The organism is Bradyrhizobium nivariense (genome assembly GCF_029846695.2).
In the GTDB taxonomy this organism is placed as follows: Bacteria; Pseudomonadota; Alphaproteobacteria; order Rhizobiales; family Xanthobacteraceae; genus Bradyrhizobium.
Genome location: NZ_JARWCR020000002.1, coordinates 75,874 through 99,417, shown reverse-complemented (window position 1 = coordinate 99,417; position 23,544 = coordinate 75,874). Strand labels below are relative to the sequence as shown.

The window sequence follows — 23,544 nt, the reverse complement described above, 5'->3', positions numbered from 1 at the left end:
GATGGCAGGCGAGATCCAGAACCCCATCATCCGCGTCCGCGACATCACCGTGCAGTTCGGCGCGACGCGCGTGCTCGACGGGCTGGACCTCGACGTCAAGCGCGGCGAGATCCTTGGCTTCGTCGGCCCTTCCGGCGCGGGCAAGTCCGTGCTGACACGCACGATCATCGGCCTCGTGCCGAAGGTCGCAGGGAGCATCGAGGTCTTCGGCGTCGATCTGGATGCCTCCAATACGTCGCAGCGTCGCAACGTGGAGCGGCGCTGGGGCGTGCTGTTTCAGCAGGGCGCGCTGTTCTCCTCACTCACGGTGCGGCAGAACATCCAGTTTCCGATGCGCGAATATCTGCGGGTGTCGCAGCGGCTGATGGACGAGATCACCATCGCCAAGCTCACCATGGTCGGCCTCAAGCCCGAAGTCGCCGATCGCTTTCCCTCGGAATTGTCGGGCGGCATGATCAAGCGCGTGGCGCTGGCGCGCGCGCTGTCGCTCGACCCGGATCTCGTCTTCCTGGACGAGCCGACCTCGGGCCTGGACCCGATCGGCGCCGGCGATTTCGACGAGCTGGTGAGGACCCTCCAGCGCACTTTGGGGCTGACCGTTTTCATGGTAACGCACGACCTCGATAGCCTTTACACCGCATGTGACCGCATCGCCGTTTTAGGGAACGGTAAGATCATTGCGGCAGGGTCGATCGCCGACATGCAGGCCTCGCAGCATCCCTGGCTGAGGCAATATTTCCATGGCAAGCGCGCTCGCGCGGTGATGGGCTGAGGTGCCGGAGTAGCTGATGGAAACGCGCGCAAATTACGTGCTGATCGGGTCGTTCACGCTGGCGGTGATCGCCGCCGCGATCGGCTTCGTGTTGTGGTTTCAGTCGCTGCACACCACCAAGCAGCGTAGCCCCCTGCGCGTCGTGTTCGAGGGCCCGGCCGCGGGCCTGCGCAACGGTGGCAGCGTCAATTTCAACGGTATCCGGGTGGGTGAGGTGGTCTCGGTGAAGCTCGACAACCCGCGGCGGGTTGTCGCACTCGCCATGGTCGAGAACAACGCCCCGATCCGCAAGGACACCCTGGTCGGCCTCGAATTCCAGGGCCTGACCGGCGTCGCCGCAATCTCGCTCAAGGGCGGCGAGGAGGCGGCACCTGCGCCATCGCTCGACGAGGACGGCATCCCCACGCTGACCGCCGATCCCAACAAGCTCCAGGACGTCACCGAGGCGATCCGCGGCACGCTCCAGAACATCAACAAGATCGTCGCCGACAACCAGGAATCGGTGAAGAACTCGCTGAAGAATCTCGAGACCTTCACCAACTCGCTCGCCCGCAACTCCGAGAAGATCGACGGCGTGATGGCCAAGGTCGACGGCGTCATGCACAAGGCCGACAATCTCATGCTCGGCCTCAACACGCTGGCCGGCGGCAAGGATGGCGGCGAGTTGTTCCAGGCGGTGAAGTCGATCCGCGAACTGGCCGACGATTTCGACAAGCGCTCCGGCGCGCTGATGACCGACGGCCGCCGCACGCTGGGCGACATCAGCCGCGCCGTCAACAATTTCGACCGCAACCCGACCCGCGTCCTGTTCGGCGCCAGCAACAGCGCACCGGCAGCCGCTCCGCCGCCAGCGGAGCCGTCGAAGCCCGCCACGAACGAGCGCAAGCGGCAATAGCGCACAGTGCTTCCCCGATGTCGTCCTGGCGAAAGCCAGGACCCATACCGCGAGGTGCGTCGATTTGCGGTCGATGGGAGTACCGAACGACTGATCTTCGCCAAACTCCTCCCTGGGGTAATGGGTCCTGGCTTTCGCCAGGACGACATCGAATGTTTGGTCGATCGCTTCGTTCCTAATGACGCCTAAAACAAAACGGAGGCCGCGAGGCCTCCGTTTCCTTATTCGTCATTTGCTCGCTGCGTCTTACCCCAGCCGTCCCGCGCTGTGCGCGAGCAGCGTGTACACCAGGCCCGTTTCCGAGGTCAGGTGGTTGCGCAGCTCCTGCGGGCCGCGGCCGTCGCGGGCGACTTCGTCGAGCAGGCGTTCGAACTCGGCGACGTAGCGGTCGACCGTCGCCTTGAAGTTGCGGTCGGAGCGATACTTGCGGGCGACCTCGTCGAAGGCCTTCTGGCCGGCGGGCGTGTAGAGGCGCTTGGTGAAGGCCTTGTTCTCGCCGCGCTGGTAGCGGTCCCACATCTCGGCGGCGAGGTTGCGGTCCATCAGCCGGCCGATGTCGAGCGACAGCGATTCCAGCGGATTGCCGCCACCCTGCGGGGCCTGCGGCTGCGGCGCGGGTGCCGCGGCGCGGCCACGCGGGGCCTCACGTCCGGTCGGCGCGCCCTGGTTGGCGTCCGTGCGGTTCAACAGGTCCGACAGCCAGCCGTCACGGCCCTGGTCGTTGCTGGAAGGCGCAACCGGCGGCGCTTCGGTGCGGCGCGAGGGAGCCGGCATGCCGAGGTCCGGCGGCGGCAGCGTCGAGGCGCTTCCGGTGTCGCGCATGCGGGTCTCGGTACCACGACCGCCGGCGGTTGCCATCATCGGCTCTTCCTGGCGCTGGACGGCGACAGAAGCGCGGCCCGCCGTGGAGACGTCGAGGCCGCGGCCGTGCTGGGCCACGATGCGGTTGAGCTCGGCGAGCGCCTCGATCTGGTCGACGATCACCTTGCGCATCTGCGCGGTGCTCTCGGCGGCCTCCTGCGGCATCTCGAGCACGCCGCGGCGCAGCTCGTTGCGGGTGGCTTCGAGCTCGTTGTGCATCTCGAACGCCATCTGCTTCATGCTGGAGACGAGGTTGCCGAACTTCTCGGCCGACTGCTTGAACATCGTATCCGCCTCGTCGGTGGTCTGGCGGTAGATGTCGTGCATCGACTCGATGGTCTGGCGGTGCTCCTCTTCGGAGGCCGACCGTACCGCCTCGAACTGGCGGGTGATCGCGGCCGAACCTGCGCCTGCGGTCTCCGCGACGACGCGGGCGATGTCGCGGGCGCGCTCTTCGGCAGCGGCCAGCGATTCATCGAGCAGGCCGGTGAAGCGCGACAGGCGCTGGTCGAGATCGGTGGTGCGCAGGTCGATCGTGGTGACGAGCGATTCCAGCGCCTGCTTGCGTTCGGCGAGCGAGGCGGTGGTGTTCTTGTTGCTCTGCTCCACCACCTGCGCGGCCTCGACGAGTGCCTTGCCGTGCGCGTCGAACTGGGTCGACAGCTCGCCGAGATCCTGGAGCGCCCGCGTGGTCTTGCTGTTGAAGACGTTGAGCTGGTCTTCCAGGTTTTGCGTCGCAGCGCCGTTGCGCGAGGTGACGTCGTTCATCGCCGAGACGAAGTCGGCGACACGCGTCACCAGCGCCCGCTCGAGCGAGTTGAGGTTGTCGTGCGCACCGGTCAGCACCTCCTGCAGCAGGATGTTGCCTTCGCGCAGGCGCTCGAACAGGGCGACCGTGTCGGTGCGCAGGATCTTGCTGGTCTCCTGCATTTCGGTGACGGCCGCGATCGAGACCTGGCGCGACTGGTCGATCGCCGCGCGCGAGGCCTGCTCGAGGTCCTTGAGCGACTTGTTGACGGCACCTGTCGCCATCTCGCTCGCCGAGTTGATGGTCCGCGCCACCTCGGAGCCGTTGCCCATCATGGTCTGCGAGAACGCGTGGCCGCGCGTCTCGATCGACTTCAGCGCGTCGGACGTGACGCGGTCGATGTCGAGCGTGAGCTGGCTAGTCTTCGAGCCGATCGCGTCCACGAGCGAGCCGCGCTTGGCGTCGATCATGTTCGCGAGACGGTCGGACTGCTGCTGCACGTAGGTGACGATCTCGTCGGTCTTGCCGGTCATGGCCTGGCCGAAGCTGCTGCTGGCGGCGAGCACCGAGCGCTCGACATCCGCCGAGCTCGACTTGACCCGCGAGCTCGCCTCGTTGGAGGCGTTGATCAGCGCGTTCTGGGCGTTGAGCGCGCTGGTCTGGATGTCGTTGGTCGCGTTCGCGGTGGCCGTGCTCAGCGTGCGTTCGATCTCGCTCGAGATCGTGCGGATCTGGCTCGCGGCGTCCGCCGAGGTCGAGGTCAGCGAGGTCTGCGCCTCACGTGCGCTGTTGAGGATGGTCGAGGCGGTGTCGGCGCCGACCGAGGTCAGCGTGCGCTCGATGTCCGTGGTCAGCGACTTGATCTGGCTCGCAGCGTCCGTCGAGGCGGAGATCAGCGTACCCTGGGCCTCGCGCACGCCGCTGGTGAGCGCCTCGATGGTGGCGCCGCCGGCGGTCGCCAGCGCGCGCTGCATCTCGGCCGCCAGCGAACGGACCTGGCCGGTCTGTTCAGCGGAGACCGCCAGCAGGGTGCTCTGGGCGTCGCGGGCGCTGGTCGTGATCGTCTCGGCGGTCGACTGGCCGACCTGCGAGAGCGAGCGATGCACTTCGGCCGCGAGCGACTTGACCTGGCTCGCCGCATCCGAGGACGCGTTGACGAGCGTGCTCTGGGCTTCGCGGGCGCCGGTCATGATGGTCTCGGCCGTTGCGGTGCCCGCCATCGAGAGCGAGCGCTGCACGTCCGAGGACAGCGCCTTGATCTGGTTGGCGGTCTCGCTCGAAGCCGCGATCAGCGCGCTCTGCGCATCGCGGGCGCCGGCGGTGATGGATTCGGCCGTGGAGGAGCCGGCCATCGACAGCGAGCGCTGCACGTCGGCGGTGAGGGTCTTGACGTGGTTGGCCGCGTCCGAGGACGCCGTGACGAGCGTGGTCTGCACCTCGCGGGCACCGGCCAGGATCGAGGCGGCGGTCGCCGAGCCCGCCGACGACAGCGTGCGTTCGACGTCGGCCGACAGCGACTTGATCTGGTTGGAGGCATCGCCGGATGCTGCGACCAGCGTCGATTGTGCTTCGCGGGCGCTGCTCAGGATCGAGTTCGCGGCACCGGTGCCGACCGCGGTCAGCGCGCGCTCGACCTCGGCGGAGGTCATCTTGAGCTGGGCGTTGACGTCGGAGGAAACCGTCATCAGCGACTGCTGCGCGGTACGCGCACCGGTCTGGATGGTCTCGCTGGTGTTGACCACGAGGTTGGTGAGCGAGCGCTCGGCGTCCTCGACATGCGAGCGGATCGCGGTCGAGATCATCTCGGCGCGGGACATCATGTCCTCGCTGGCCTGGCGTCCGCTGCTCTCGATGCGGCCGGCGACGGCCTCGACGCGCGAGCCGAGCAGGTCCTCGAACTGTGCCACGCGCACGTCGATGTCGCTGGCGACCGAGCCGACCTTGGTCTCGATGGCCTGGTGGATGTCCTGGAAGCGCGCCGTGACCGTGTCGGTCAGGTGTGTGCTGCGGCCGTCGATGATCTCGGTGACGCCGGTGATGCGGCGGTCGACCGCCTCGATCGCCTGCGCGGTGCCGTCCGTGAGCGTCGAGGTCAGGAGCGTGAGGCGGGTGTCGATCGACTGCACGGCCTGCGCGGCGCCGTTCGTCACCGCGGTGGTCAGGTAGGTGAGGCGCGTGTCGATGGATTCGAGCGCCTGCGACGCGCCGCCGGTGAGGGTGGTCGTCAGATGCGTGAGGCGCGTATCGATCGACTGGATGGTCTGCGATGCGCCATCGGTCAGCGAGGTCGTGAGGTAGTTGAGGCGGGTGTCGATCGTCTCAATCGCCTGCGATGCGCCGTCGGTCAGCGACGTCGTGAGGTGGGTGAGGCGGGAGTCGATCGACTGGATCGCCTGCGCGGCACCGTCGGTCAGCGAGGAGGCGAGCGTGTTGAGGCGTCCGTCGATGGTCTCGGTGACCGACTTGGCACGGGTATCGAACGACTGTTCGAGCGCGGCGACGCGGCCGACGAGCTGCTCGTCGAAGGTCTTGATGTGACCGTCGATCGTAGAGTCGAGGCCGGAGATCTTGCCGTTCAGCGAGGCATCGAGGTTGGTGACACGTTCGCCGATCGTGGTCTCGAACTGCACCAGGCGCTGGTCGAGCACAGCCGTGATCGCGCCGCCGTTGGAGGTGAAGCGGGTGTCGAAATTGTCGACATAGCTCTTCAGCGACTCATGGATGTCCTGCGTGCGCTGGCCCATCCGATCGACGATCTCGCCGCCGAAGGTCTTCACGGTGCGGTCGAATTCGGAGATGTGGCGCGTGATCAGCGCGCCCAGCGTGCCGGAGTCGCGGGCGAACTTCTCGACCAGCTCGGTGCCCTGGTTCTTCACCAGCTCGTCGAAGGCGCTCATCTGGAGCGACAGCGAGTCGTGCGCGGTCTCGGTCTGGCTGACGACCTTGGCGACCAGCGTGTTGACGGTGGCGTCGAGCGCTTCGCTCGCCTTGTCGCCGGAGGTCATGATCTGGCCGGCGAGGCGGTTGCCGGCGTCGTCGATCTTGGCGGAGAGGTCGTTGGAGCGCAGCTCGAGCTCGAGCAGCAGCGAGTCGGACGAATTCTTCAGGCTGTCGTGCACCTGCTCGGTACGCTCGGAGATGCCGTCGACGATCGCGGCGGAGCGCTGCTCGAACTCGCCGGTGATGCGGTCGATGCGCTCGTTCAGCATCTCGTGGACGCGGTCGGCGAGGTCGACGAACTCGTCGTGGACGTGGCCGGTCTTGAAGTTGAGGCTGGTGGTCAGCCGCTCGCTGGCGTCGAGCACGGCGCGCGTGGTCTCATTGCTGGCCTCCTCGAGGCGGTCGAGCAGGTCGCCGCCGCGCTCGCCGAGCGCGAGGATCATGTTGTCGCCGGCGTTGCTGAGCGCACCGGTGATGTGGGCGCCGCGCTCTTCGAGAGCGCCGGTGATGCTCTTGGCGACCTCGTCGACGCGCGAGGCGATCGCGTCCGAGATCAGCGCGATGTCATGGCGCAGATCGATCTGCACGCCGGAGATGGCGCTGCGGACCTGCTCGGCCTGGCCGACCAGATTGTCGCGCTGATGCGCGATGTCCTGGAGCAGGGCGCGGATACGTACTTCGTTGTCGGAATAGGCGCGTTCGAGTGCCGCGACCTCGTTGGCAACCAGCGTCTCGAGCTCGCCGGCGCGCGCGATCGCGCGCTCGATGCCGTCGCCCATCGCCGCGACCTCGCGGCGGATGGCCTGGCCGACGGTGACCATGGAATCGGAGGCCGAGCCCTCGGGCTCGGAGAAGCGGATCGCGACCTGCGCCATCGCCTGGGCGATCATGCGCATTTCCTGGCCGCGCCAGACGAGACTGGCAAGGAAGTAGAACAGCATGATCGGCGCGAAGAACATCGCAATCAGGCCGGCGATGACGAGCACGCCGCCGCTCTGGCCCATGGCGGCCTGGATCGACGGCAGGAAGCCGACCGTCAGCGCGGCGCAGGCTGCGAGCCAGACGCCGGCGAAGATGGTGGCGAAGGTGTAGACGCTGCGGGCAGGGCGACCCTTCTGAAGCGCCTGGAGCAACTGGCCGATGGTCTCGCGATCGTCATTGGCGGCGCGGCGCGAGCTACGCGGCTCCTCGATCGGGTCGAATATCGCGCGTTCGTTCGCGGCAGCGCGCGGCTCGAAACTCGGTTCGTCGAAGATCGGGGGAGCCGGCGGCGCTCCCGGAGGCGACGTTTCGTTGCGCATCGAGGCATTGCGGCTGGTGTCCGCAGCCGTGTCGCTGATGTTCAGGGCTTCCTGGATCGCAGAAAGCGCATCTTCTGTGGGGTCTTTGACTTTTTTCGGAGTGTTCGCCATGTTCAGTCCGAGCCCTCGTTACTTGTACGCGTGTCCCCCGCGAGCTCTGCGCGCTACGCAAGCCCACAGTCCGGATCATGCCGCTTGCGCGGATCCCCGAGCCGTCCCCGCCCGGACGGCTTGTCCGCCAATTTCCGAAACATCCTATTGGCAGAGCGTCGCGAATGAAATGCCTGCGATTAAGACATTCTTAATCATCGTTAACAGGATCGCGCCGTAACGCCTTAGCAATAAATGAAATTCTCCACCGGACTCGCCGGATTGCGGCAACTTTTCGTCAATAAACAGGCAGATTTGCGCAAAGCAGCCGGAACATTTCGTTAACCATTTCCATGCTTGGGTGGAGGGAACTTGACCGCCGGACCGGCGGACATCGCGCGATGCCGGGGCCTGCGCATGACGCCTGAACTGCAACGGATGGACTGGATGCCCTCGCCCCCGCTTGCACCCATCGACAGTCCGCTCGACCTCGATCACCTCTCCCGCATGACGCTCGGCGATTCCGAGCTGGAACAGGAAGTGCTGGCGATGTTTGCCGAGCAGGCGGTCCGCCTGATCGCGGCAATGGCAGCGCAGCCGGCCGAGGCGGGCGCACTCGCCCACAAGCTCAAGGGCTCGGCGCGCGGGATCGGCGCCTTTGCGGTGGCGGATGCCGCAGCCAGCCTTGAGACCGCGATCCGGACCGGCCAGGGCCGGCCCCACGCCTTCGCCGCGCTGAAAGAGGCGGTGACAGAGGCTCGTGCCGCCATCGAGGCGATCCTGAAGCACTAGGGCGAAAGGGGCCAGAACCGTGCTCTAGTCTTTTGTTTTGACGGGTTTTCTTGCCGCGAAGGCGGGGATTTAGGTCTTATCAAAACGCTATGGCGCCGGGCTGACCGACCCGTTATAGGACAGCCCGGACCCTCCTTCATTCCCAAGATCGCGGCAGCACGAGCACACATGGCCAAAATTCACTTTGTCGATCACAAGGGCGAAACCCGTACGGTGGACGTCGAGAACGGCGCGACCGTGATGGAAGCCGCCATCCGCAACAGCATTCCCGGCATCGAGGCTGAATGCGGCGGCGCCTGCGCCTGCGCCACCTGCCATGTCTATGTCGACGAAGTCTGGCGCGAGAAGGTCGGCAGCCCGACGCCGATGGAGGAGGACATGCTCGACTTCGGCTTCGACGTGCGCCCGAACTCGCGCCTGTCCTGCCAGATCAAGGTCTCCGACGAACTCGACGGGCTGGTCGTGGCGACGCCGGAACGCCAGGCCTGACCCCCGTTACAAGCCTGATCCTCGTTGATTGAATTATGAGCTCGGCGGCACGACCTCGATGCCGCGCTTGTGCCAGGGTCTGAGTTTGTCGAGCACTTCCGCGGTCAGCGGCGTTGGTCGGCGCGACGTTTCGTCGATCATCACGCCGACCGACATCGCAGACGCGACGCACTTCCCTTCCGAAAACACGACCTGCTCGAAGGTTACTGACGTTCGTCCAAGCTTCGCGACGCCGAGGCCAAGCTCGATCGTGCTCGGCCAATGCAGCTCTGCGCGAAAATGGATGTCGAGCCGCACCATGATCCAGGCGAGCCCCGGCGGTGTCAGCCCGTACTCCGGGCTCTTCATCAGGGTGACACGTCCGGTCTCGAAATAGGTGGCGTAGACCGCGTTGTTGACGTGCTGGTTCGGATCGAGATCGCCGAAGCGGACGTTGTCGCTGATGCGATAGGGGTAGTCCTCCAGGCGCGGCGTCGTATCGAGGCGGCTTGGTGCGTTCACCGATTGATCTCCGTCATATCCTTCCTCGTTACAGCCCAGTTATTTTGGCCCGGCAAGTGGGCGCGGCGGCGGGGCGCTCCCGCTTTTATGCCTTCCCTGATCCATCCCCGTTGGCTAGACAGGCAGGGTCACCTCTGCCCGCCGGGCGCCGTCCAACCGATAAAGAGACGACATGAGCGACGCGATCAAAACCGATGTGCTGATTATTGGCGCCGGCCCCTGCGGTCTGTTCGCCGCCTTCGAGCTCGGCCTCCTCGACATGAAAGCGCATTTCGTCGACATCCTCGACAAGATCGGCGGCCAGTGCGCCGAGCTCTATCCGGAAAAGCCGATCTACGACATTCCCGGCATTCCGCACGTTTCGGGGCAAGGCCTCACCGACGCGCTGATGGAGCAGATCAAGCCGTTCCATCCGACCTTCCATCTCGGCGAGATGATCGAGACCGTGGAGAAGATCGGCAACCCCCTGTTCCGCTGCACGACGGATGCCGGCAAGGTGTTCGAATGCAAGGTGCTGGTGATCGCTGCCGGCGGCGGCTCGTTCCAGCCCAAGCGTCCGCCGGTGCCGGGGATCGAAGCCTATGAAGGAAGCTCGGTGCACTACGCCGTGCGCAAGATGGAGACGTTCCGCGACAAGAACGTGCTGATCGTCGGCGGCGGCGATTCCGCGCTCGACTGGACGCTCAATCTGCATCCGATTGCCAAGCGCATCACGCTCTTGCACCGTCGCGACGATTTTCGCGCCGCCCCCCACAGCGTCGAGCAGATGCGCGCGCTGGTAGCTGGCGGCAAGATGGATCTGCGGCTCGGCCAGGTCACCGCGCTGTCAGGCACCGAGGGCAAGCTGAGCGGCGCCACCGTCAAGGGTAACGACAACAGCGTGACCGAAATTGCCTGCGACACCATGCTGCCGTTCTTCGGGCTGACCATGAAGCTCGGTCCGGTCGCGAACTGGGGCATCTCGCTGGAGAACAATCTGGTGCCGGTCGAGACATCCGCGTTCGAGACCAACGTATCAGGCATCTTCGCGATCGGCGACATCAACACCTATCCCGGCAAGCTCAAGCTGATCCTGTGCGGCTTCCACGAGGCCGCGCTGATGTCGCAAAAAGCCCATCGCTACGTCTACCCGGAGAAGCGGCTCGTGTTCCAGTACACGACCTCGTCGTCCAGCCTGCAAAAGAAGCTCGGTGTCAACTGACGGCGGCCTGCGGGGCGGCGATGCCCCATGTTTCTGGTGCTGGAACGGTTCGCGAAATCGCCGTAGTCTGCGGCCATTGCAGTTGGCGGCTTAGCAGGGTGATTGGCTCAGCAAGGTGATGATAATGCGGAATCTCTTTTCCAGCTTTCGGGTGTTCTCGCTCCTCGCGCTCGCGATGTCGCTCGGTGCGTTGAGCCCGGCCGCCGCGCAAGTGCAGCAGCCGACCGCCGCAGGCCTCTGGCAGAAGGTGGAAGACGGCAAGACGGTGGGATGGTTTCTCTTCATCGACCACAGCGGTGTGTTCGAAGGCGTCATCGCAAAAACCTTTCCGCGGCCCGGCGACGATCCGAACGAGATCTGCGCGAAATGCACGGACGATCGCAAGAACGCGCCGGTGCTCGGGCTCTCCTTCATCCGCGACATGAAGCGCGACGGCTTGAAGTATGACGGCGGCAACGTGGTCAATCCGCGCGACGGCAACATCTGGAAGGCCAAGATGACGGTCAGCCCGGACGGGCAGACGCTGACGATGCGCGGCTTCCTCGGCATCTCCCTGTTCGGCAAGGACGAGACCTGGACGCGTCTTCCCGACGCCAACATCGCCCAGGTCGATCCCGCCATCGTCGCGAAATATCTCCCGGCGCAAGCGACCGCTGCGACCAAGCCGCCGCCCGCGCCTGCGGCGAAGAAGGGCGGCGCGATGATGGCGCCTGCGCCGAAGCAGTAGGGCGTTCCCCGCTTCCCCGGGCGTCGCTGCGCTCACCCGCGCTACGAGATCATCAATACGTCCGCGCCTTCTTGCAAGGCGCATAGAACGTGCCGTTGCCGGCGACGACGCGCTCGAGGCACTGCCGGGGATCGGTGATCTCGCCGTCGACCTGGAAATAATAGGCCTGCGTTCCCAGACTGAGGACGTAATGTCCCGGCGGCAACTCGAGCTCTGAGGCGCCAGAGTGAAGCTCGTACATCTCGGGTTTCCCAGCAATCGGCGACACCCGGAACGGATAGGCGAAGTTGCGGATGACGCCGACATCGTCTCCGCCACTCAGATTCTTGCCTGCGGCGTCGGTCGAAAACTCTCTGGCGATCTTTGCGACGACTCGAACCTCGACGCGCTCCGGGATGGAGCTCGCAGCGTCGCGGCGAAACGCGATGAACTTGACGCGCCCGTTCGGCAAATGTGGACGATCGGGCTTCTTGAACTCCGGTGAAATCGCGATCCGCATGTCGGGCGCCATCACGCCGGTCGCGTTCAACTCCGCCAGCGATTGATCGTCGATCAGGGCGTAGATGCCGTAGTCGGTCGGAAGTACGCGCGTCGCGGCAGAGGCGGCAGGTGTTACCATTTCCGGCTTGGCGACCGTGATGGTCGACTCCGGTTTGGGCGCGACCAGCGCGATCTCCGGAGGCTGGGACGAAATCAGCCGGCGCAGCGCGGCGATATTGTCTCGCTGCGAGACGATGAGAATGACGGCGCCGGCGGCAAGCAGGATGGCCGCCGTACGCTTGATCACCGGCCAGAGCGGGCCTGAGGTCGCGGGCAGCTTGCTGCGGGATATCCCGATCCCTGATCGCAGAACGGTCGCGTCGCCGGACACCAGAAATCCGCCCGTCTCGGCCGCCTTCGACGATGTGAGTTGTTGGTGCGGCAAGCGCTCCAGGGGCGCCTCTTCACGCGAGAATTTTTCGACCTCCTCGATTGCGACATCGAGGGCCCGCTTCATCTGGTCGATGTTCCTGGCGTCGGCGTAGGTGAACTGCTCCTGGAGCTTGTAGCGGGCAAGATCGTAGACCATCTGCCGCCTTGCTTCCGGGTCGTCCTTCACCGTCTCGAGCATGCGCGAAATCACCAGCGCAAACTGCACCTCGTTTGCGGGCAAATCGGTCGGGTCCTGCTGGCCCGGAAGCAACTCTCTCGAACTCATAGCGCTGACGGTATAATGCCGGTCACGCCAACACCCGATTTCTCTAATTGAAACAGTTGATTAAACGATACGGTTGTGCCCGCGGCAATTTCGTACACGTCCTCGCGCAACAAGGAAAGCCTCCAAACGAGCTGCGGCAGATCGACGGCGCGCTGGACATGCAGGACGTGCCCGCCGGTCGGGGCAACGCCGTGCGGCAGTAGTTCTCCGGAATGCGCGCTGGCGCCGGATTTGCATAGCTGTTGCAAAGCTGCTGGGGGAGCGAGTCGCGGTCTCTGTGCCTTCTGAAGGCGCAGAAGGCGGCCGACGTCGTCTATCCCTCGCGGCGAGAATTGCGATCCGCGGGAAGACGACATGCGACTTGCAAGACTATGTGCCGCTGCACTGCTGGGGCTGTTGACGACCCCGACGCTGGCACGCGACGACGGGCGCTACGCGAACTCGCCGTTAAAACCCTGGTTCGAGAGCCTGCACAGCGAATACGGCCAATGCTGCTCGGATGCCGACGGCTATGTGATCGCCGATGTCGACTGGGAATCCGACAAGGGCCGTTATCGCGTGCATCTCGACGACGAATGGGTCGTCGTGCCGGACGGCGCCGTCATCACCGAGCCGAACAAGATCGGCCGCACCATGGTGTGGAAGCACTATATCGACGGCCATCCGCGCGTGCGCTGCTTCATGCCGGGCAGCATGACGTAAGGGCCCGCTGCTAGAATTTATAGGTGACGCTGCCGAGCACGGTGCGGCCGATGCCGAGGAAGCAGTCGCCGCGCGCCAGGCAGGTGGTGACATGGCGTTTGTCGAAGAGATTGCTGGCATTGACTTGAAGTCGCCAGGGGCCGTTGTCGTAACGGACCATGGCATCGAACAGGGTGTAATCGGGCGTGCGGATTGTATCGGTGCCGTCCCAGGAGGTACCGATGTAGCGCACGCCGCCGCCGAGCGTGACGCCGGACAGGCCGAGCAAAGAGAGGCGGTACTTCGCCCAGAGCGAGGCCTGATGGTCCGGCACGGTCTCGACATGCTTGCCGGCGTTGTCGCCGCTCTCCACGCGGGCATCGAGATAGGTGTAGGCACCGATCAAATCGAGCTCCGGCGTGATGCGCGCCAGCACCTCGAGCTCGGCACCGCGGATCCGGACCTTGCCGGTCTGGATCGAGAACATCGGATTGTCGGGGTCGTTGGCGAGCCGATTCCGTTCGGTGGTGTCGAAGATCGCACCGTTGATCGCATTGCCCGGCGTCGGATTGTACTTGAAGCCGAGCTCCACCATCTCGCCGCGCTGCGGTGCGCAGACTCCCGCGGCGCAGACACCGCTGCCGAACACCGGGTTGAACGACTGCGCATAGGTCACGTAGGGCGTGACGCCGAACGGCAGTTCGTACATCAGCGCGGCGCGGCCCGTGGTCGCCTGGTAATGCTCGACCGGAGAGCCCTGCGTGTCACTGGTGACGTGGTCGTGGCGCAGGCCAAGCACGGCGAGCCACGGCCCGAGCCGCAACTGGTCCTGGGCGTAGAGACCGAGCTGGCTCTGGCGGAGATCCGGCTCGGGTGACATCGCCGGCGCGGTCACGCCGCTGTAGACCGGCGCGTAGAGATCGAACGGCGTGGGGTCCGTAGCAAAGCCCGATTGCGCGCGCTCCCTGACCTCGCGGTAGTCGGTGCCGAGCAACACTTTGTGTGCGACCGGCCCGGTGTGCAATTTCAGCTCGGCATTGCTGTCCGAGGTCAGGCTGTCCTTGACCGTCTCACGGCTCCATACGTTGCGTGCCACGGTACGTCGGCTGGAATCGAGAAACGGATAGTTCGGATCGCTCGGATCGACGAAGTTCAGATCCGGCCAGGTCGACCGGTAGATGCCCTCGACATGGGCGTAACGCAGATTCTGCCGGATCTTCAGGCCATCGCTGAAGCTGTGCTCGAACAGGCTGCTGATTGCGCCGGTCTCGGTCTGGTATTTGTCGAAGCCCGGCTCGCCGGCGAAGCGCCGCACTGGAATGTACCCGTTCGGGCCGGCAAACAGGGTGCCTTCATGCGGCAGAAAGGCCGTGGACGAACCGGTGGTGTCCTTCTGATAGGTGCCGAGCACGGTCCAGCTTGTGGCGTTGGTCGGCCGCCAGGTCAGTGACGGCGCGAGCAGGATGCGGTCGTCCTTGACGCAATCGGTCTGCGTGTTGCTGTCGCGGTATACGCCGATGAAGCGATAGAGCCACTCGCCGTCCTTGGTCAGCTTTCCCGTGGAGTCGAGCTGCACCTGCTTGCGGTTGAAGCTGCCATATTGCACGCCGATCTCGCTGGCGGCTTCCGCCTGCGGCCGCTTCGAAATCAGGTTCAACAAGCCGGCCGTGGAGGTGTCGCCGTAGAGCACGGACGAGGGCCCGCGCAAGACCTCGATGCGTTCCAGCGTGTAGGGCTCGGGCCGCCATTCGTTGAAGTTGTTGGTGTTCACCATGCGCGTGCCGTCGAGATAGACGTTCGGGTCCTGGCCGCGGATGCGCGGATAGTCGCCGCGCGAATCCGCGCCGTAGGCATCGGCGAACACGCCGGGGACATAGCGCAGCGCCTCCTGAACGGTGGTCGCGCCCTGGTCGGTGACGCGGTCGGCAGTGACCACGCTGATCGATTGCGGCGTCTCGCGCAGCGGCGTGTCGGTCTTTGTGCCGGTGCCGCTGCGGGTTGCGACATAGCCGCGGACGGGACCTGTCGCCGTTTCCGCGCCCGCGCCGGCGGCCGACGCATCGGCGTTCGATGGCGCGCGCTCGGCCTGACGATGGCGGCTCGCGGCTTGCGCTGATTGCCGGGAGCGAAGCGGACGGGTACGTGCGGTCGGCCGCGACGACGACTGCTCGACGACGACGGCGGGCAGTTCCTGCGCCGATGATTGCGCGTCGGCCGGCGCCGCGTCCAACAAGCCTGCCAACAGCGGCAGGGCGCCGCCGATCAATTTCGCCGTCGTTCTCAGATATGTTGTCATTCGCGACCCCATCATTTGCGACGGGACGACTAACAAGCGTGATCTGGCGCTTGAAGTGCAGGAGAGACGCAACGTTCCTCAATCGTCGGATTTGGAATTAGTATTCATATAAATCGAGCGCGCGCCGGTTGATGTCGGCGCGCGGATGCGTGAAGGAGAGAATGAGGTGGTGCGTCTCCGCGTTGGCGATCAACGCCGCTCGCTCGCCGCGACGGCGCTCGCAAGCCGCTTCACGCGCGGCGACAGCACAGACATTTGCGCGGGCGAGGCGGGCATGCCGGCGACGATCATGGCGGGCGCGGCCGACTGCTCCTCGACGCCGGCACCGCCGAGCACCTGCACTTGCGTCGCCGAGATCGGAAACGACTTCACTTCGTAAGCGGGAAGCTCGCCGGCGAATGCGCCGGCCGAGTTGGCAATCATCGCTGCGGCAACGGCAATCATCGAAAGAATACGCATTGGAAAATCTCCGTGGAAAATGGCAATCGGAGGTTTTGTCGCGGCGATGCCGCGACAGGTTCGCTTGTGTGCGAACATTCGACGCCATCCGCGGATATATTTCATTGCGTGATGCGACAGAACGAAACGAGGAAGAAGTTTTCCGCGCCCAATGTTTCCGGACGGCTTCGCGAAGTGCCTCGCTAGCGCGCCTGCAGATCCAACTGCGGAGATTGGGCCGTCGCCATCGCCTCGGGAAAGCGCAAGCTCATCGTCGTGCCGCGGCCCGGCTCTGAGGAAATGACCAACTCGCCGCCGTGCGCGGCCATGATCTCGCGGACGATCGACAGGCCGAGGCCGGCGCCGTCGCCCGCACTGTTGCCGGTCTGAAACGGTTCGAGCAGCTTGTGCTCCGCACCGTCGGGCAGGCCCGCACCGTCATCGTCAATCGAGATGCTGCCGCGACCGAGCGTGGCGACGATGCGTCGCGCACCATGGGCGTGGACGAGTGCGTTGCCGACGAGATTGGCGAGCGCACTGCGAACGGCGGCGTCGACGCCCTGCACCAGGAAGGGGCCTTTCTCGTCCTGGTCCAGCGCAAGCTCGATACCGGCGTCCAGTGCCGAGGGACCGAAATCGGCCAGCACGTCCAGCGTGATTTCGCCGAGATCGATCGGCCGCTTCTCGATCGCGTGGTTTTGCAAACGCGCCAGGTCGAGCATGGCGGAGACCAGCGAGGTGAGACGGCGGACGTCGCGCACCAGCTCGACTTTCAGCGCCGGCTCGCGCACGTCCTCGATCTTCGCGCGCAGCAGAGTCAGCGGCGTGCGGAGCTGATGGGCGGCATTGCCGAGAAAGCGGCGTTGCATCCTGATATAGGCGTCGATCTCGCCGAAGGCGCGGTTCAGCGCCTCGACCAATGGCTTCAGCTCGTAGGGGACTTCGGACAAGGATATCAAGCCTTGCGGGGCCGATGGATCGATCGCGAGCGCGCGGCGCGCGACCCGCTCAATGCCGCGTGAGACGAACCGTGCGGCCAGCGCCGAACCGATGGCGACGGTCGCCGCAAACGCCAGCCCCAGCAGGATGATCGAAAAAATGCTGCGGACGAGGAAGTTCCTCGCAATCCGGCCGAAGCGGACCTGAGGCTCGCCCACTATCATCGTGAGCTGCAACGACCCCCGTTGCGCAGCGGCGAGACAGAAGGTGCTCTTCTGGTCGAGTGTGCTGAAGACGGACGAGCCGACCGGCCCGTGATAGGGAAACGCGAAGGGGAGGGCGGGCCGGTGTTCGCTGCCGTACTCGCTGACGAGATCGCCGGCGGACACGACGTACCAGAGGTTTGGGCTGTCCGCTTTCAATTCCTTGAGGGCGGGAGTCGGGCGTACCGTCAGGTTTTGCCCTTCGGTAACAGTGGCACGATCGAGAATGGCAGCCACGACCCGGCAGGCCCTGAACTCGCGTTCCTCCATCGGATAGCGCCAGATGAAGATGCCGAGCATGATCAGGAAGATCGTCGTCGCGGCGATGCCGAGCGACAGCGCAAACGTCCGGGCGATCGACCTCATCGAGAATTTGCCAGCCGCAGGATGTAACCGATGCCTCGCATGCTGCGGATTTCGACGTCGCCGCCGAGTGCAGCCAGTTTCTTCCTCAATCGCGAGACCTGCGCTTCGAGCGTGTTGGATTCGATCTCGTCGTCGAAACCGTAGATCTCCTCGATCAGGGCGGCGCGGGTGATGACGCGGTCGCGGCGCATCAGGAGCGCCGCGAGGATCAGTGCCTCCCGCCGCCTGAGCAGGATCTTCGTGTCGGCGACCACGGCCTCGTTGCTGCCGAGATGCAGCTCGACATTGCCGAGCGACAGCACCGAGGGCGCGAGCAGCCGGGGCCGCCGCAGCACGGCGCGCACCCGCGCAATCAGCTCCTGCGGCTCGAATGGTTTTCCCAGATAGTCGTCGGCACCTGCGTTGAGGCCGTCGACGACATCCTCCTTGGCGTCCTTGGACGTCAGCATGATGATGGCGGGACGTTCGGCCGATTGGTTCAGCGCCGCGACCACCTGAAGCGCATCTCCGTCGGGCAGCATCCGGTCGACGATCGCGAGATCATATTTGAAGTTGTGCAGCGCCTGACGGGCATCGGCAATGGAGCCGACGAGGTCGACAATACCGTGCAATTGCCCGAGTAGGCGGCTGACATAGGCACCGATCTGCGGTTCGTCTTCGATCACGAGGGAGCGCACGCGGGTCGTCCTTGACTCTGCTGGGGCAATTGAACCCCGACCTTGACGCTCTCTGGCCGAAGTCCGGCGTTTCGGTTCGTGCGCGAGGTTCCCTTTAAGGCAGCGAGCTTGGCGAATAAAAGGCGAGGACGAGGGCGCTCACCGGCGCTGGCGGTCAAAGTTTAGGGGCGTGAGCGCGGCCCGGCAATGTTCGGGCAATGTTGATCCGGCGGCGCGCCCGACGCGCGCCGGGAACGGATTGGGGGCAACGGCTTTCGCCCTGCAATCTTGGGGCAATTTTGCCGGACCACATGCTGTGGCTCCAACCACATCAGTCGACCAGGCCAGGAAGGCCGGTTCGGGGTCCCGTAATGAAGCATTTTGACGAAGCCGCTCTCCAGCACGCGGCGAGCGCGCGGCAGACTTTGCTGACTGCCCTCCTTGCCGCACTGGGCGCGATCATGGCGATCCCTCCATCCGCATCGGCGCAAACCGCGTTCACGCTGCCGGCCCCGCCGTTCGACCTGCCGATGCTGCCTTCGCCCTCCGGCAACTGGACCGTCATGGTCGGCATCGGCGGAGAGTACACGCCGGATTTCGTTGGCTCGAAGAACGGGAAGTTTCTCCCGATCCCGATCTTCTCCATCCGCCGTGCCGGATCGGTCGACCAGTTTCGCGGGCCTCGGGACAGCGCCAGCATTGCGCTGCTCGACGTCGGCAATTTTCGCGCGGGACCTGCGTTCAGATACGTCTCGTCGCGCAAGAGCGACAAATATTCGGAGCTGACCGGCCTTGGCGACGTCAAGGCCGCATACGAGCTCGGTGGTTTCGTCGAGTATTTTCCGGTCGACTGGCTGCGCCTGCGCAGCGAATTGCGTCAGGGCATGGGTGGCCATACCGGCACGGTGGCCGATCTCTCCGCCGACGTCATCGTGCCGCTGATTCAACGGCTCACGATCTCGGCGGGCCCGCGCTTCACCTGGAAGAGCACCAAGGCGACCGCACCGTATTTCGGCGTCGACGCCGCGCAGGCGCTGGCGTCCGGATTGCCGATGTACGATGCCAAGGGCGGCGCGCACTCGGTCGGCTTCGGCAGCCAGATCTCCTACCGCATCAATCCGCAGTGGGAGGTCCATGCCTATGTCGAATACGAGAAGCTGCTTGGCGATGCCGCGGCCAGCCCGCTCGTGAAGCTGCGTGGATCGTCGAACCAGACCACGATCGGCCTCGGCGCTTCCTATTCGTTCGACTTCAGGATTCGATAGCTCGCCATGCGCCGCATTGTCATTCTATGGGTCGGCCTCGCGGTCGCGTCCGTCGTCCTCAGTGCCGCCGCCGCGTTCGAGACGCGCGCGAGCCGGCTCCAGGCGATCAAGACCGTCGGCATCGTCTCGGCCGTCGGCGAGGAGATGAGCCTGACGCAGGCCGGCCTGACCGGCCTGGGCAATACCGGGCAAAGCGTCTCGATCAGCGCATGGGGTCTGGACGAGCTGATCGTCCAGCAGGCCGCGAGGCTGCTGAGCGGACGCTTTCGCGTGCAGGCCGTGAGCTACAGACGCGCCGCGTTCGCCGCGATCAGGGATTCACCGGTTGCGCCCGTCAATCTCCTGCGCAGCGATCCGTTTAGGGAGTTGGTTCGCACCGATGTAGCCCCGCAAGGGCTTGACGCCTATATCGTCATCACGCGAGCAAAATCGAAACTCGGAAACGGCCGCACGGTCGACGGTATCGGGTTCGCTGAATACCGGACGCTGCTTGCAAACTACGGACTGATCTACGCGCTGTACGAAGTCCGCGTCATCGACGGCAAGACGTTCGAGGTGATCGAGAAGAGGGCAGCCGCGCCGCTCGACAACACCGGGACGATGCGGCTCGCCGGTCCGAGCGGGCCGGTCGACGACGCGTTCGACGGTCCGGCTTCGAGCGAGCGGCTGCGCGCGGCGATTGCGGATCTCATTGCGCGCAGCCTGCCGGTCACGCTGGGCGACATGCACCTGATCGACAGTCGGTGACCGGCCGGCTTGTCGCTCTCAAGTCACCGGCGCCGGATTGAACAGCGTCAAATCGTTGTGGATGCCCCAGATCCGACCAGGGTTGCGTGCGGCCGCTGGCGACGTCGAGGATCAGGCGGAACAGGTCCCAGCCGGTTTCCTCGATGGTCTTCTCGCCGGTTGCGATGCCGCCATCGCGGCACCTTGAGCGCTTCTCGTGCGTTATCCTCGGTGAGCCGGCGGCGGCGGGGACGGTGGAGTGAGCCATGGCTGTTGAGACGGAACTGAAATTTCGGGTGCCCGCACGTTATCTCGGAACGGTCGCGAGCGGACGCGTTGCAGGCGGCAGGGTCGGTGAGCAAGCGCGGCGCGACTTGGTGTCGACTTACTTCGATACCCGCAAACGCAAGTTGAAGCAGCACGGCCTCACGCTTCGCGTGCGCCGCGACGGTGATAGGCGTCTCCAGACCGTCAAGTCGGCGAACGGGGTGCAGCTCGGCCGCGGTGAATGGGAAACAGAGATTACCGACGACGCGCCTGATCTCGGCAAAGCGCGCGGTACGCCGCTGGCGCCGATCGCTTCAAAGAAGTTGCGACGCAAGCTGAAACCGGTGTTCGAAACGTCGGTACGGCGCATCACGCTGCCGATTCGTACCAGAAGGAGCGAGATCGAGCTTGCTGTCGATCGCGGCCGCATCGTCGCCGGGCATCGCGCGAGCCCGATCGGGGAACTCGAACTCGAGCTGAAGAGCGGTCGGCTCGCGGACTTGTTCCGTGTTGCGAGGAGGATCGAGCGAAAATCGCGGGCCGAACTCGACCTCCGCTCGAAATCGGATCGTGGCTATGCGCTTGCGCATGGCAAAGAGCATCCGGTCGTATTTGCCGGCGCCATTGAGCTGAAGGGCGACATGAGCGCGGGCGAGGCGTTCCGGGCCATTGCTGTTGCGACGGCGCGCCATTTTTCGGGCAATACCGAGTCGGTCCGCAATGGCGATGCGGAAGGTATCCATCAGATGCGCGTGGGGTTGCGTCGATTGCGTGCGGCGGTCTCCCTGTTCTCGAAAGTCCTATCCGGCACAAAAGTCGAAGTCATCAAGTCCGAACTGAAATGGCTCACTGGCGAACTCGCTCCCGCACGTGAAATCGACGTGTTTGTGAAGGAAAACATCGAGCCGGCAAGCCGTGACGCATTGCTGCGCCGCGGTGGCAAAGCGATCAAGCAGGAGTTTTGCGATAGGCGGGATCTCGCCTTCGACCGCGCCAGGAAGGCGGTGAATTCCGAACGCTTTCGTTCGCTGCTGATCGATACGCTCGAATGGATCGAATCGGACCGAACGATTGCGACCGAAAGAGCGGAGATGCCGATCGCAGAGTTCGTATCTGCCGTGCTCGATCGCCGTATCAGGAAGGCGCGTAAGGATGGTCGCCATCTCGACAGGATGTCTCCCGGCGCGCGGCACAAGTTCAGAATCCGAGCCAAGAAGATCAGATATGCGACGGAGTTCTTCGGCAGCCTCTTCGACGGCAAGGGCGAGCGGAAACGGCTTGCGCGCATATCGAAGCACTTGAAGAGGATTCAGGACGCGCTGGGTACGCTCAATGACTTCATCGCGCATCGCGAGATGGCCGTCGATGCCGCACTTCACATGCCGCGACGGAACGGGCGCGCCGGCGCGTTCGCGTCGGGCGTGGTGGTTGGCCGTGAGGATCGTGCCATCAGGCCGTTGCTGGCAGTCGCGGCTCGCGAGGCGCGGGCACTGGAGGGGCTCTAAAGGGGCCGCTGACGGGAGACGGAGTTATTTGACCGGCGCGTCGCCAGTCTCTTCGTTGCCGCTTCGGCCACGGTTCGCTCTCAGGTCACTGGCGCCGGATTGAACAGCGTCAAATCGTTGTGGATGCCCCAGCGATCCGACCAGGGTTGCGTGCGGCCGCTGGCGACGTCGAGGATCAGGCGGAACAGGTCCCAGCCGGTTTCCTCGATGGTCTTCTCGCCGGTCGCGATGCCGCCGGCATCGAAATCGATCAGGTCCTTCCAGCGCCGGGCAAGCTCGCTGCGGGTCGCGACCTTGATCACGGGCGCAGCGGCAAGCCCATAGGGCGTGCCGCGGCCGGTGGTGAACACCTGCAGCGTCATGCCGGAGGCGAGCTGGAGCGTGCCGCAGATGAAGTCGGACGCCGGCGTTGCCGCGAACAGCATGCCCTTCTGCGTCGCCTTTTCGCCGGGCGCGAGCACGCCGGTGATCGCGCTTGATCCGGACTTGACGATCGAGCCCAATGATTTCTCGACGATGTTGGCAAGCCCGCCCTTCTTGTTGCCCGGCGTGGTGTTGGCGCTGCGGTCGGCGCCGCCGCGGGCCAGATAGGAATCGTACCAGGCCATCTCGCGCACCAGCGCGCGGCCGACGTCCTCGTTGATGGCGCGGCGGGTGAGCAACTGGATCGCGTCGCGCACCTCGGTGACTTCGGAGAACATCACGGTCGCACCGGCCCGCACCAGCAGGTCCGCGGCGAAGCCGACGGCGGGATTCGCGGTGACGCCGGAGAAGGCGTCGCTGCCGCCGCATTGCAGGCCGATGACGAGATCGGCGGCCGGGCAGGTCTCGCGGGTGCGCTTGTTGAGGATTTTCAGGCGGGCTTCAGCCTGGGTCATGATCGCGTCGACGATGGCGCCAAAACCGTCGAAGGCTTCGTCCTGCATGCGCACGATGGCGTCGCTGACGCCTTCCGGCACCAGCCGCTCGGGCGCCAGTTTCTCGCAGCCGAGGCTGATGACCAGAATCTCGCCGCCGAAATTCGGGTTGAGCGCGATGTTTTGCAGCGTGCGGATCGGAATCACGGCGTCGGGCGCGGAGATGGCGACGCCGCAGCCATAGGCATGCGTCAGTGGCACGACGTCGTCGACGTTCGGGTACTTCGGCAGCAACTCGGTGCGGATGCGCTTCACGGCATATTCCATCGTGCCCTTGACGCATTGCACGGAGGAGGAGATGCCGAGAATGTTTTTCGTGCCGACCGAGCCGTCGGAATTGCGAAAACCCTCGAAGGTAAAACCATCGAGCGGCGGCAGCGGCGCGGGCACGGCGGTCGAGATTTCGAGCTTGTCGAGGGCAGGGGCCTCCGGCATGCGGATGCGCGCTTCATCCACCCACTCGCCGGCCAGGATCGGCGAAAGCGCGTAGCCGATCACCTCGCCGTAGCGGACGATCGGAGCGTCCTGCACGATGTCGACCAGCGCCGTCTTGTGTCCTTGCGGCACGAAGGCGCGCAGCGTCAGCCCGCAGGCAAAGCGGGAGCCGGCGGGAAGCCCGAAATCATTGACCACGATCGCGACATTGTCGCGATCGTTGAGCTTGATGTAGCGGGGCTGCTCTTTCGCTGCGACGTCCTGGTCCATTTGGT

The 23,544-nt window shown here is 65.0% G+C and carries 18 protein-coding genes; 10 read left to right on the top strand and 8 right to left on the bottom strand.

The window, feature by feature from the left end; genetic code table 11:
* Position 1 precedes the first annotated feature (1 nt).
* Both QCM77_RS02370 and QCM77_RS02365 read left to right on the top strand, forming a co-directional pair.
* On the top strand, positions 2-772 hold the full coding sequence (locus QCM77_RS02370) for an ABC transporter ATP-binding protein (protein ID WP_007612400.1): 771 nt from the start codon (positions 2-4) through the stop codon (positions 770-772).
* A 16-nt stretch (positions 773-788) separates the two neighbouring features.
* Positions 789-1,667, top strand: a complete 879-nt coding sequence (locus QCM77_RS02365; RefSeq protein ID WP_279667164.1) for an MlaD family protein — start codon at positions 789-791, stop codon at positions 1,665-1,667.
* A gap of 246 nt (positions 1,668-1,913) precedes the next feature.
* On the opposite strand, the gene QCM77_RS02360 is transcribed toward QCM77_RS02365, so the two are convergent.
* On the bottom strand, positions 1,914-7,628 hold the full coding sequence (locus QCM77_RS02360; RefSeq protein ID WP_279681782.1) for an apolipoprotein A-IV repeat region-like domain-containing protein: 5,715 nt from the start codon (positions 7,626-7,628) through the stop codon (positions 1,914-1,916).
* Between the two features lie 396 nt (positions 7,629-8,024).
* On the opposite strand from QCM77_RS02360, the gene QCM77_RS02355 reads away from it, so the two are divergent.
* A complete protein-coding gene (locus QCM77_RS02355) occupies positions 8,025-8,399 on the top strand; it encodes an Hpt domain-containing protein (protein ID WP_279667205.1) in 375 nt (124 codons plus the stop codon).
* A gap of 168 nt (positions 8,400-8,567) precedes the next feature.
* Positions 8,568-8,888 carry a 2Fe-2S iron-sulfur cluster-binding protein gene (locus QCM77_RS02350; RefSeq protein WP_148740958.1) on the top strand — a complete coding sequence of 107 codons (321 nt, stop codon included), beginning with the start codon at positions 8,568-8,570 and terminating at the stop codon, positions 8,886-8,888.
* A gap of 33 nt (positions 8,889-8,921) precedes the next feature.
* Here the strand turns inward: QCM77_RS02350 and QCM77_RS02345 are convergent, their stop codons facing one another.
* A complete protein-coding gene (locus tag QCM77_RS02345) occupies positions 8,922-9,389 on the bottom strand; it encodes an acyl-CoA thioesterase (protein ID WP_279667166.1) in 468 nt (155 codons plus the stop codon).
* A 172-nt stretch (positions 9,390-9,561) separates the two neighbouring features.
* Between QCM77_RS02345 and QCM77_RS02340 the strand changes: the two genes are divergently transcribed.
* Positions 9,562-10,590: an NAD(P)/FAD-dependent oxidoreductase gene (locus tag QCM77_RS02340; RefSeq protein WP_279681779.1), complete on the top strand. Its 1,029-nt coding sequence runs from the start codon at positions 9,562-9,564 to the stop codon at positions 10,588-10,590.
* A 124-nt stretch (positions 10,591-10,714) separates the two neighbouring features.
* Positions 10,715-11,317 (top strand): DUF2147 domain-containing protein, encoded by a 603-nt coding sequence (locus QCM77_RS02335; protein ID WP_279667168.1) that lies wholly within the window; start codon positions 10,715-10,717, stop codon positions 11,315-11,317.
* Between the two features lie 52 nt (positions 11,318-11,369).
* Here QCM77_RS02335 and QCM77_RS02330 read toward each other — a convergent pair whose 3' ends face one another.
* Positions 11,370-12,470 (bottom strand): hypothetical protein, encoded by a 1,101-nt coding sequence (locus tag QCM77_RS02330; RefSeq protein ID WP_279681778.1) that lies wholly within the window; start codon positions 12,468-12,470, stop codon positions 11,370-11,372.
* Positions 12,471-12,869: 399 nt separating this feature from the next.
* Here QCM77_RS02330 and QCM77_RS02325 point away from each other — a divergent pair, with 399 nt between their 5' ends.
* Positions 12,870-13,217 (top strand): hypothetical protein, encoded by a 348-nt coding sequence (locus QCM77_RS02325; RefSeq protein WP_279667170.1) that lies wholly within the window; start codon positions 12,870-12,872, stop codon positions 13,215-13,217.
* Positions 13,218-13,227: 10 nt separating this feature from the next.
* On the opposite strand, the gene QCM77_RS02320 is transcribed toward QCM77_RS02325, so the two are convergent.
* From QCM77_RS02320 to QCM77_RS02305, 4 genes are all read right to left on the bottom strand, one after another.
* Positions 13,228-15,492 (bottom strand): TonB-dependent siderophore receptor, encoded by a 2,265-nt coding sequence (locus QCM77_RS02320; protein WP_279681776.1) that lies wholly within the window; start codon positions 15,490-15,492, stop codon positions 13,228-13,230.
* Between the two features lie 189 nt (positions 15,493-15,681).
* Positions 15,682-15,951, bottom strand: a complete 270-nt coding sequence (locus tag QCM77_RS02315; protein ID WP_279681774.1) for a hypothetical protein — start codon at positions 15,949-15,951, stop codon at positions 15,682-15,684.
* Positions 15,952-16,133: 182 nt separating this feature from the next.
* A complete protein-coding gene (locus QCM77_RS02310; RefSeq protein WP_279681772.1) occupies positions 16,134-17,498 on the bottom strand; it encodes a sensor histidine kinase in 1,365 nt (454 codons plus the stop codon).
* A complete protein-coding gene (locus tag QCM77_RS02305) occupies positions 17,495-18,175 on the bottom strand; it encodes a response regulator transcription factor (RefSeq protein ID WP_279681770.1) in 681 nt (226 codons plus the stop codon). Before QCM77_RS02305 ends, QCM77_RS02310 begins: the two co-directional genes overlap by 4 nt.
* Positions 18,176-18,525: 350 nt before the next feature.
* Here QCM77_RS02305 and QCM77_RS02300 point away from each other — a divergent pair, with 350 nt between their 5' ends.
* From QCM77_RS02300 to QCM77_RS02290, 3 genes are all read left to right on the top strand, one after another.
* Entirely contained in the window at positions 18,526-19,419 is an 894-nt protein-coding gene (locus QCM77_RS02300) for a MipA/OmpV family protein (RefSeq protein WP_279681768.1), read from the top strand.
* A 6-nt stretch (positions 19,420-19,425) separates the two neighbouring features.
* On the top strand, positions 19,426-20,166 hold the full coding sequence (locus QCM77_RS02295; RefSeq protein WP_279681767.1) for a hypothetical protein: 741 nt from the start codon (positions 19,426-19,428) through the stop codon (positions 20,164-20,166).
* A 245-nt stretch (positions 20,167-20,411) separates the two neighbouring features.
* A complete protein-coding gene (locus tag QCM77_RS02290; RefSeq protein WP_279681765.1) occupies positions 20,412-21,917 on the top strand; it encodes a CYTH and CHAD domain-containing protein in 1,506 nt (501 codons plus the stop codon).
* Between the two features lie 80 nt (positions 21,918-21,997).
* Here QCM77_RS02290 and garD read toward each other — a convergent pair whose 3' ends face one another.
* Complete coding sequence (garD, locus tag QCM77_RS02285; RefSeq protein ID WP_279667179.1) at positions 21,998-23,539, bottom strand: galactarate dehydratase; 1,542 nt, start codon at positions 23,537-23,539, stop codon at positions 21,998-22,000.
* Positions 23,540-23,544 lie beyond the last annotated feature (5 nt).

What these genes read in the sequence shown, in the direction of transcription:
- QCM77_RS02370 (WP_007612400.1), top strand. Translation starts at nt 2, where the DNA reads ATGGCAGGCGAGATCCAGAACCCCATCATCCGCGTCCGCGACATCACC.
- QCM77_RS02365 (WP_279667164.1), top strand. Translation starts at nt 789, where the DNA reads ATGGAAACGCGCGCAAATTACGTGCTGATCGGGTCGTTCACGCTGGCG.
- QCM77_RS02360 (WP_279681782.1), bottom strand. Translation starts at nt 7,628, where the DNA reads ATGGCGAACACTCCGAAAAAAGTCAAAGACCCCACAGAAGATGCGCTT.
- QCM77_RS02355 (WP_279667205.1), top strand. Translation starts at nt 8,025, where the DNA reads ATGACGCCTGAACTGCAACGGATGGACTGGATGCCCTCGCCCCCGCTT.
- QCM77_RS02350 (WP_148740958.1), top strand. Translation starts at nt 8,568, where the DNA reads ATGGCCAAAATTCACTTTGTCGATCACAAGGGCGAAACCCGTACGGTG.
- QCM77_RS02340 (WP_279681779.1), top strand. Translation starts at nt 9,562, where the DNA reads ATGAGCGACGCGATCAAAACCGATGTGCTGATTATTGGCGCCGGCCCC.
- QCM77_RS02335 (WP_279667168.1), top strand. Translation starts at nt 10,715, where the DNA reads ATGCGGAATCTCTTTTCCAGCTTTCGGGTGTTCTCGCTCCTCGCGCTC.
- QCM77_RS02325 (WP_279667170.1), top strand. Translation starts at nt 12,870, where the DNA reads ATGCGACTTGCAAGACTATGTGCCGCTGCACTGCTGGGGCTGTTGACG.
- QCM77_RS02320 (WP_279681776.1), bottom strand. Translation starts at nt 15,492, where the DNA reads ATGACAACATATCTGAGAACGACGGCGAAATTGATCGGCGGCGCCCTG.
- QCM77_RS02315 (WP_279681774.1), bottom strand. Translation starts at nt 15,951, where the DNA reads ATGCGTATTCTTTCGATGATTGCCGTTGCCGCAGCGATGATTGCCAAC.
- QCM77_RS02310 (WP_279681772.1), bottom strand. Translation starts at nt 17,498, where the DNA reads ATGAGGTCGATCGCCCGGACGTTTGCGCTGTCGCTCGGCATCGCCGCG.
- QCM77_RS02300 (WP_279681768.1), top strand. Translation starts at nt 18,526, where the DNA reads ATGAAGCATTTTGACGAAGCCGCTCTCCAGCACGCGGCGAGCGCGCGG.
- QCM77_RS02295 (WP_279681767.1), top strand. Translation starts at nt 19,426, where the DNA reads ATGCGCCGCATTGTCATTCTATGGGTCGGCCTCGCGGTCGCGTCCGTC.
- QCM77_RS02290 (WP_279681765.1), top strand. Translation starts at nt 20,412, where the DNA reads ATGGCTGTTGAGACGGAACTGAAATTTCGGGTGCCCGCACGTTATCTC.
- garD (WP_279667179.1), bottom strand. Translation starts at nt 23,539, where the DNA reads ATGGACCAGGACGTCGCAGCGAAAGAGCAGCCCCGCTACATCAAGCTC.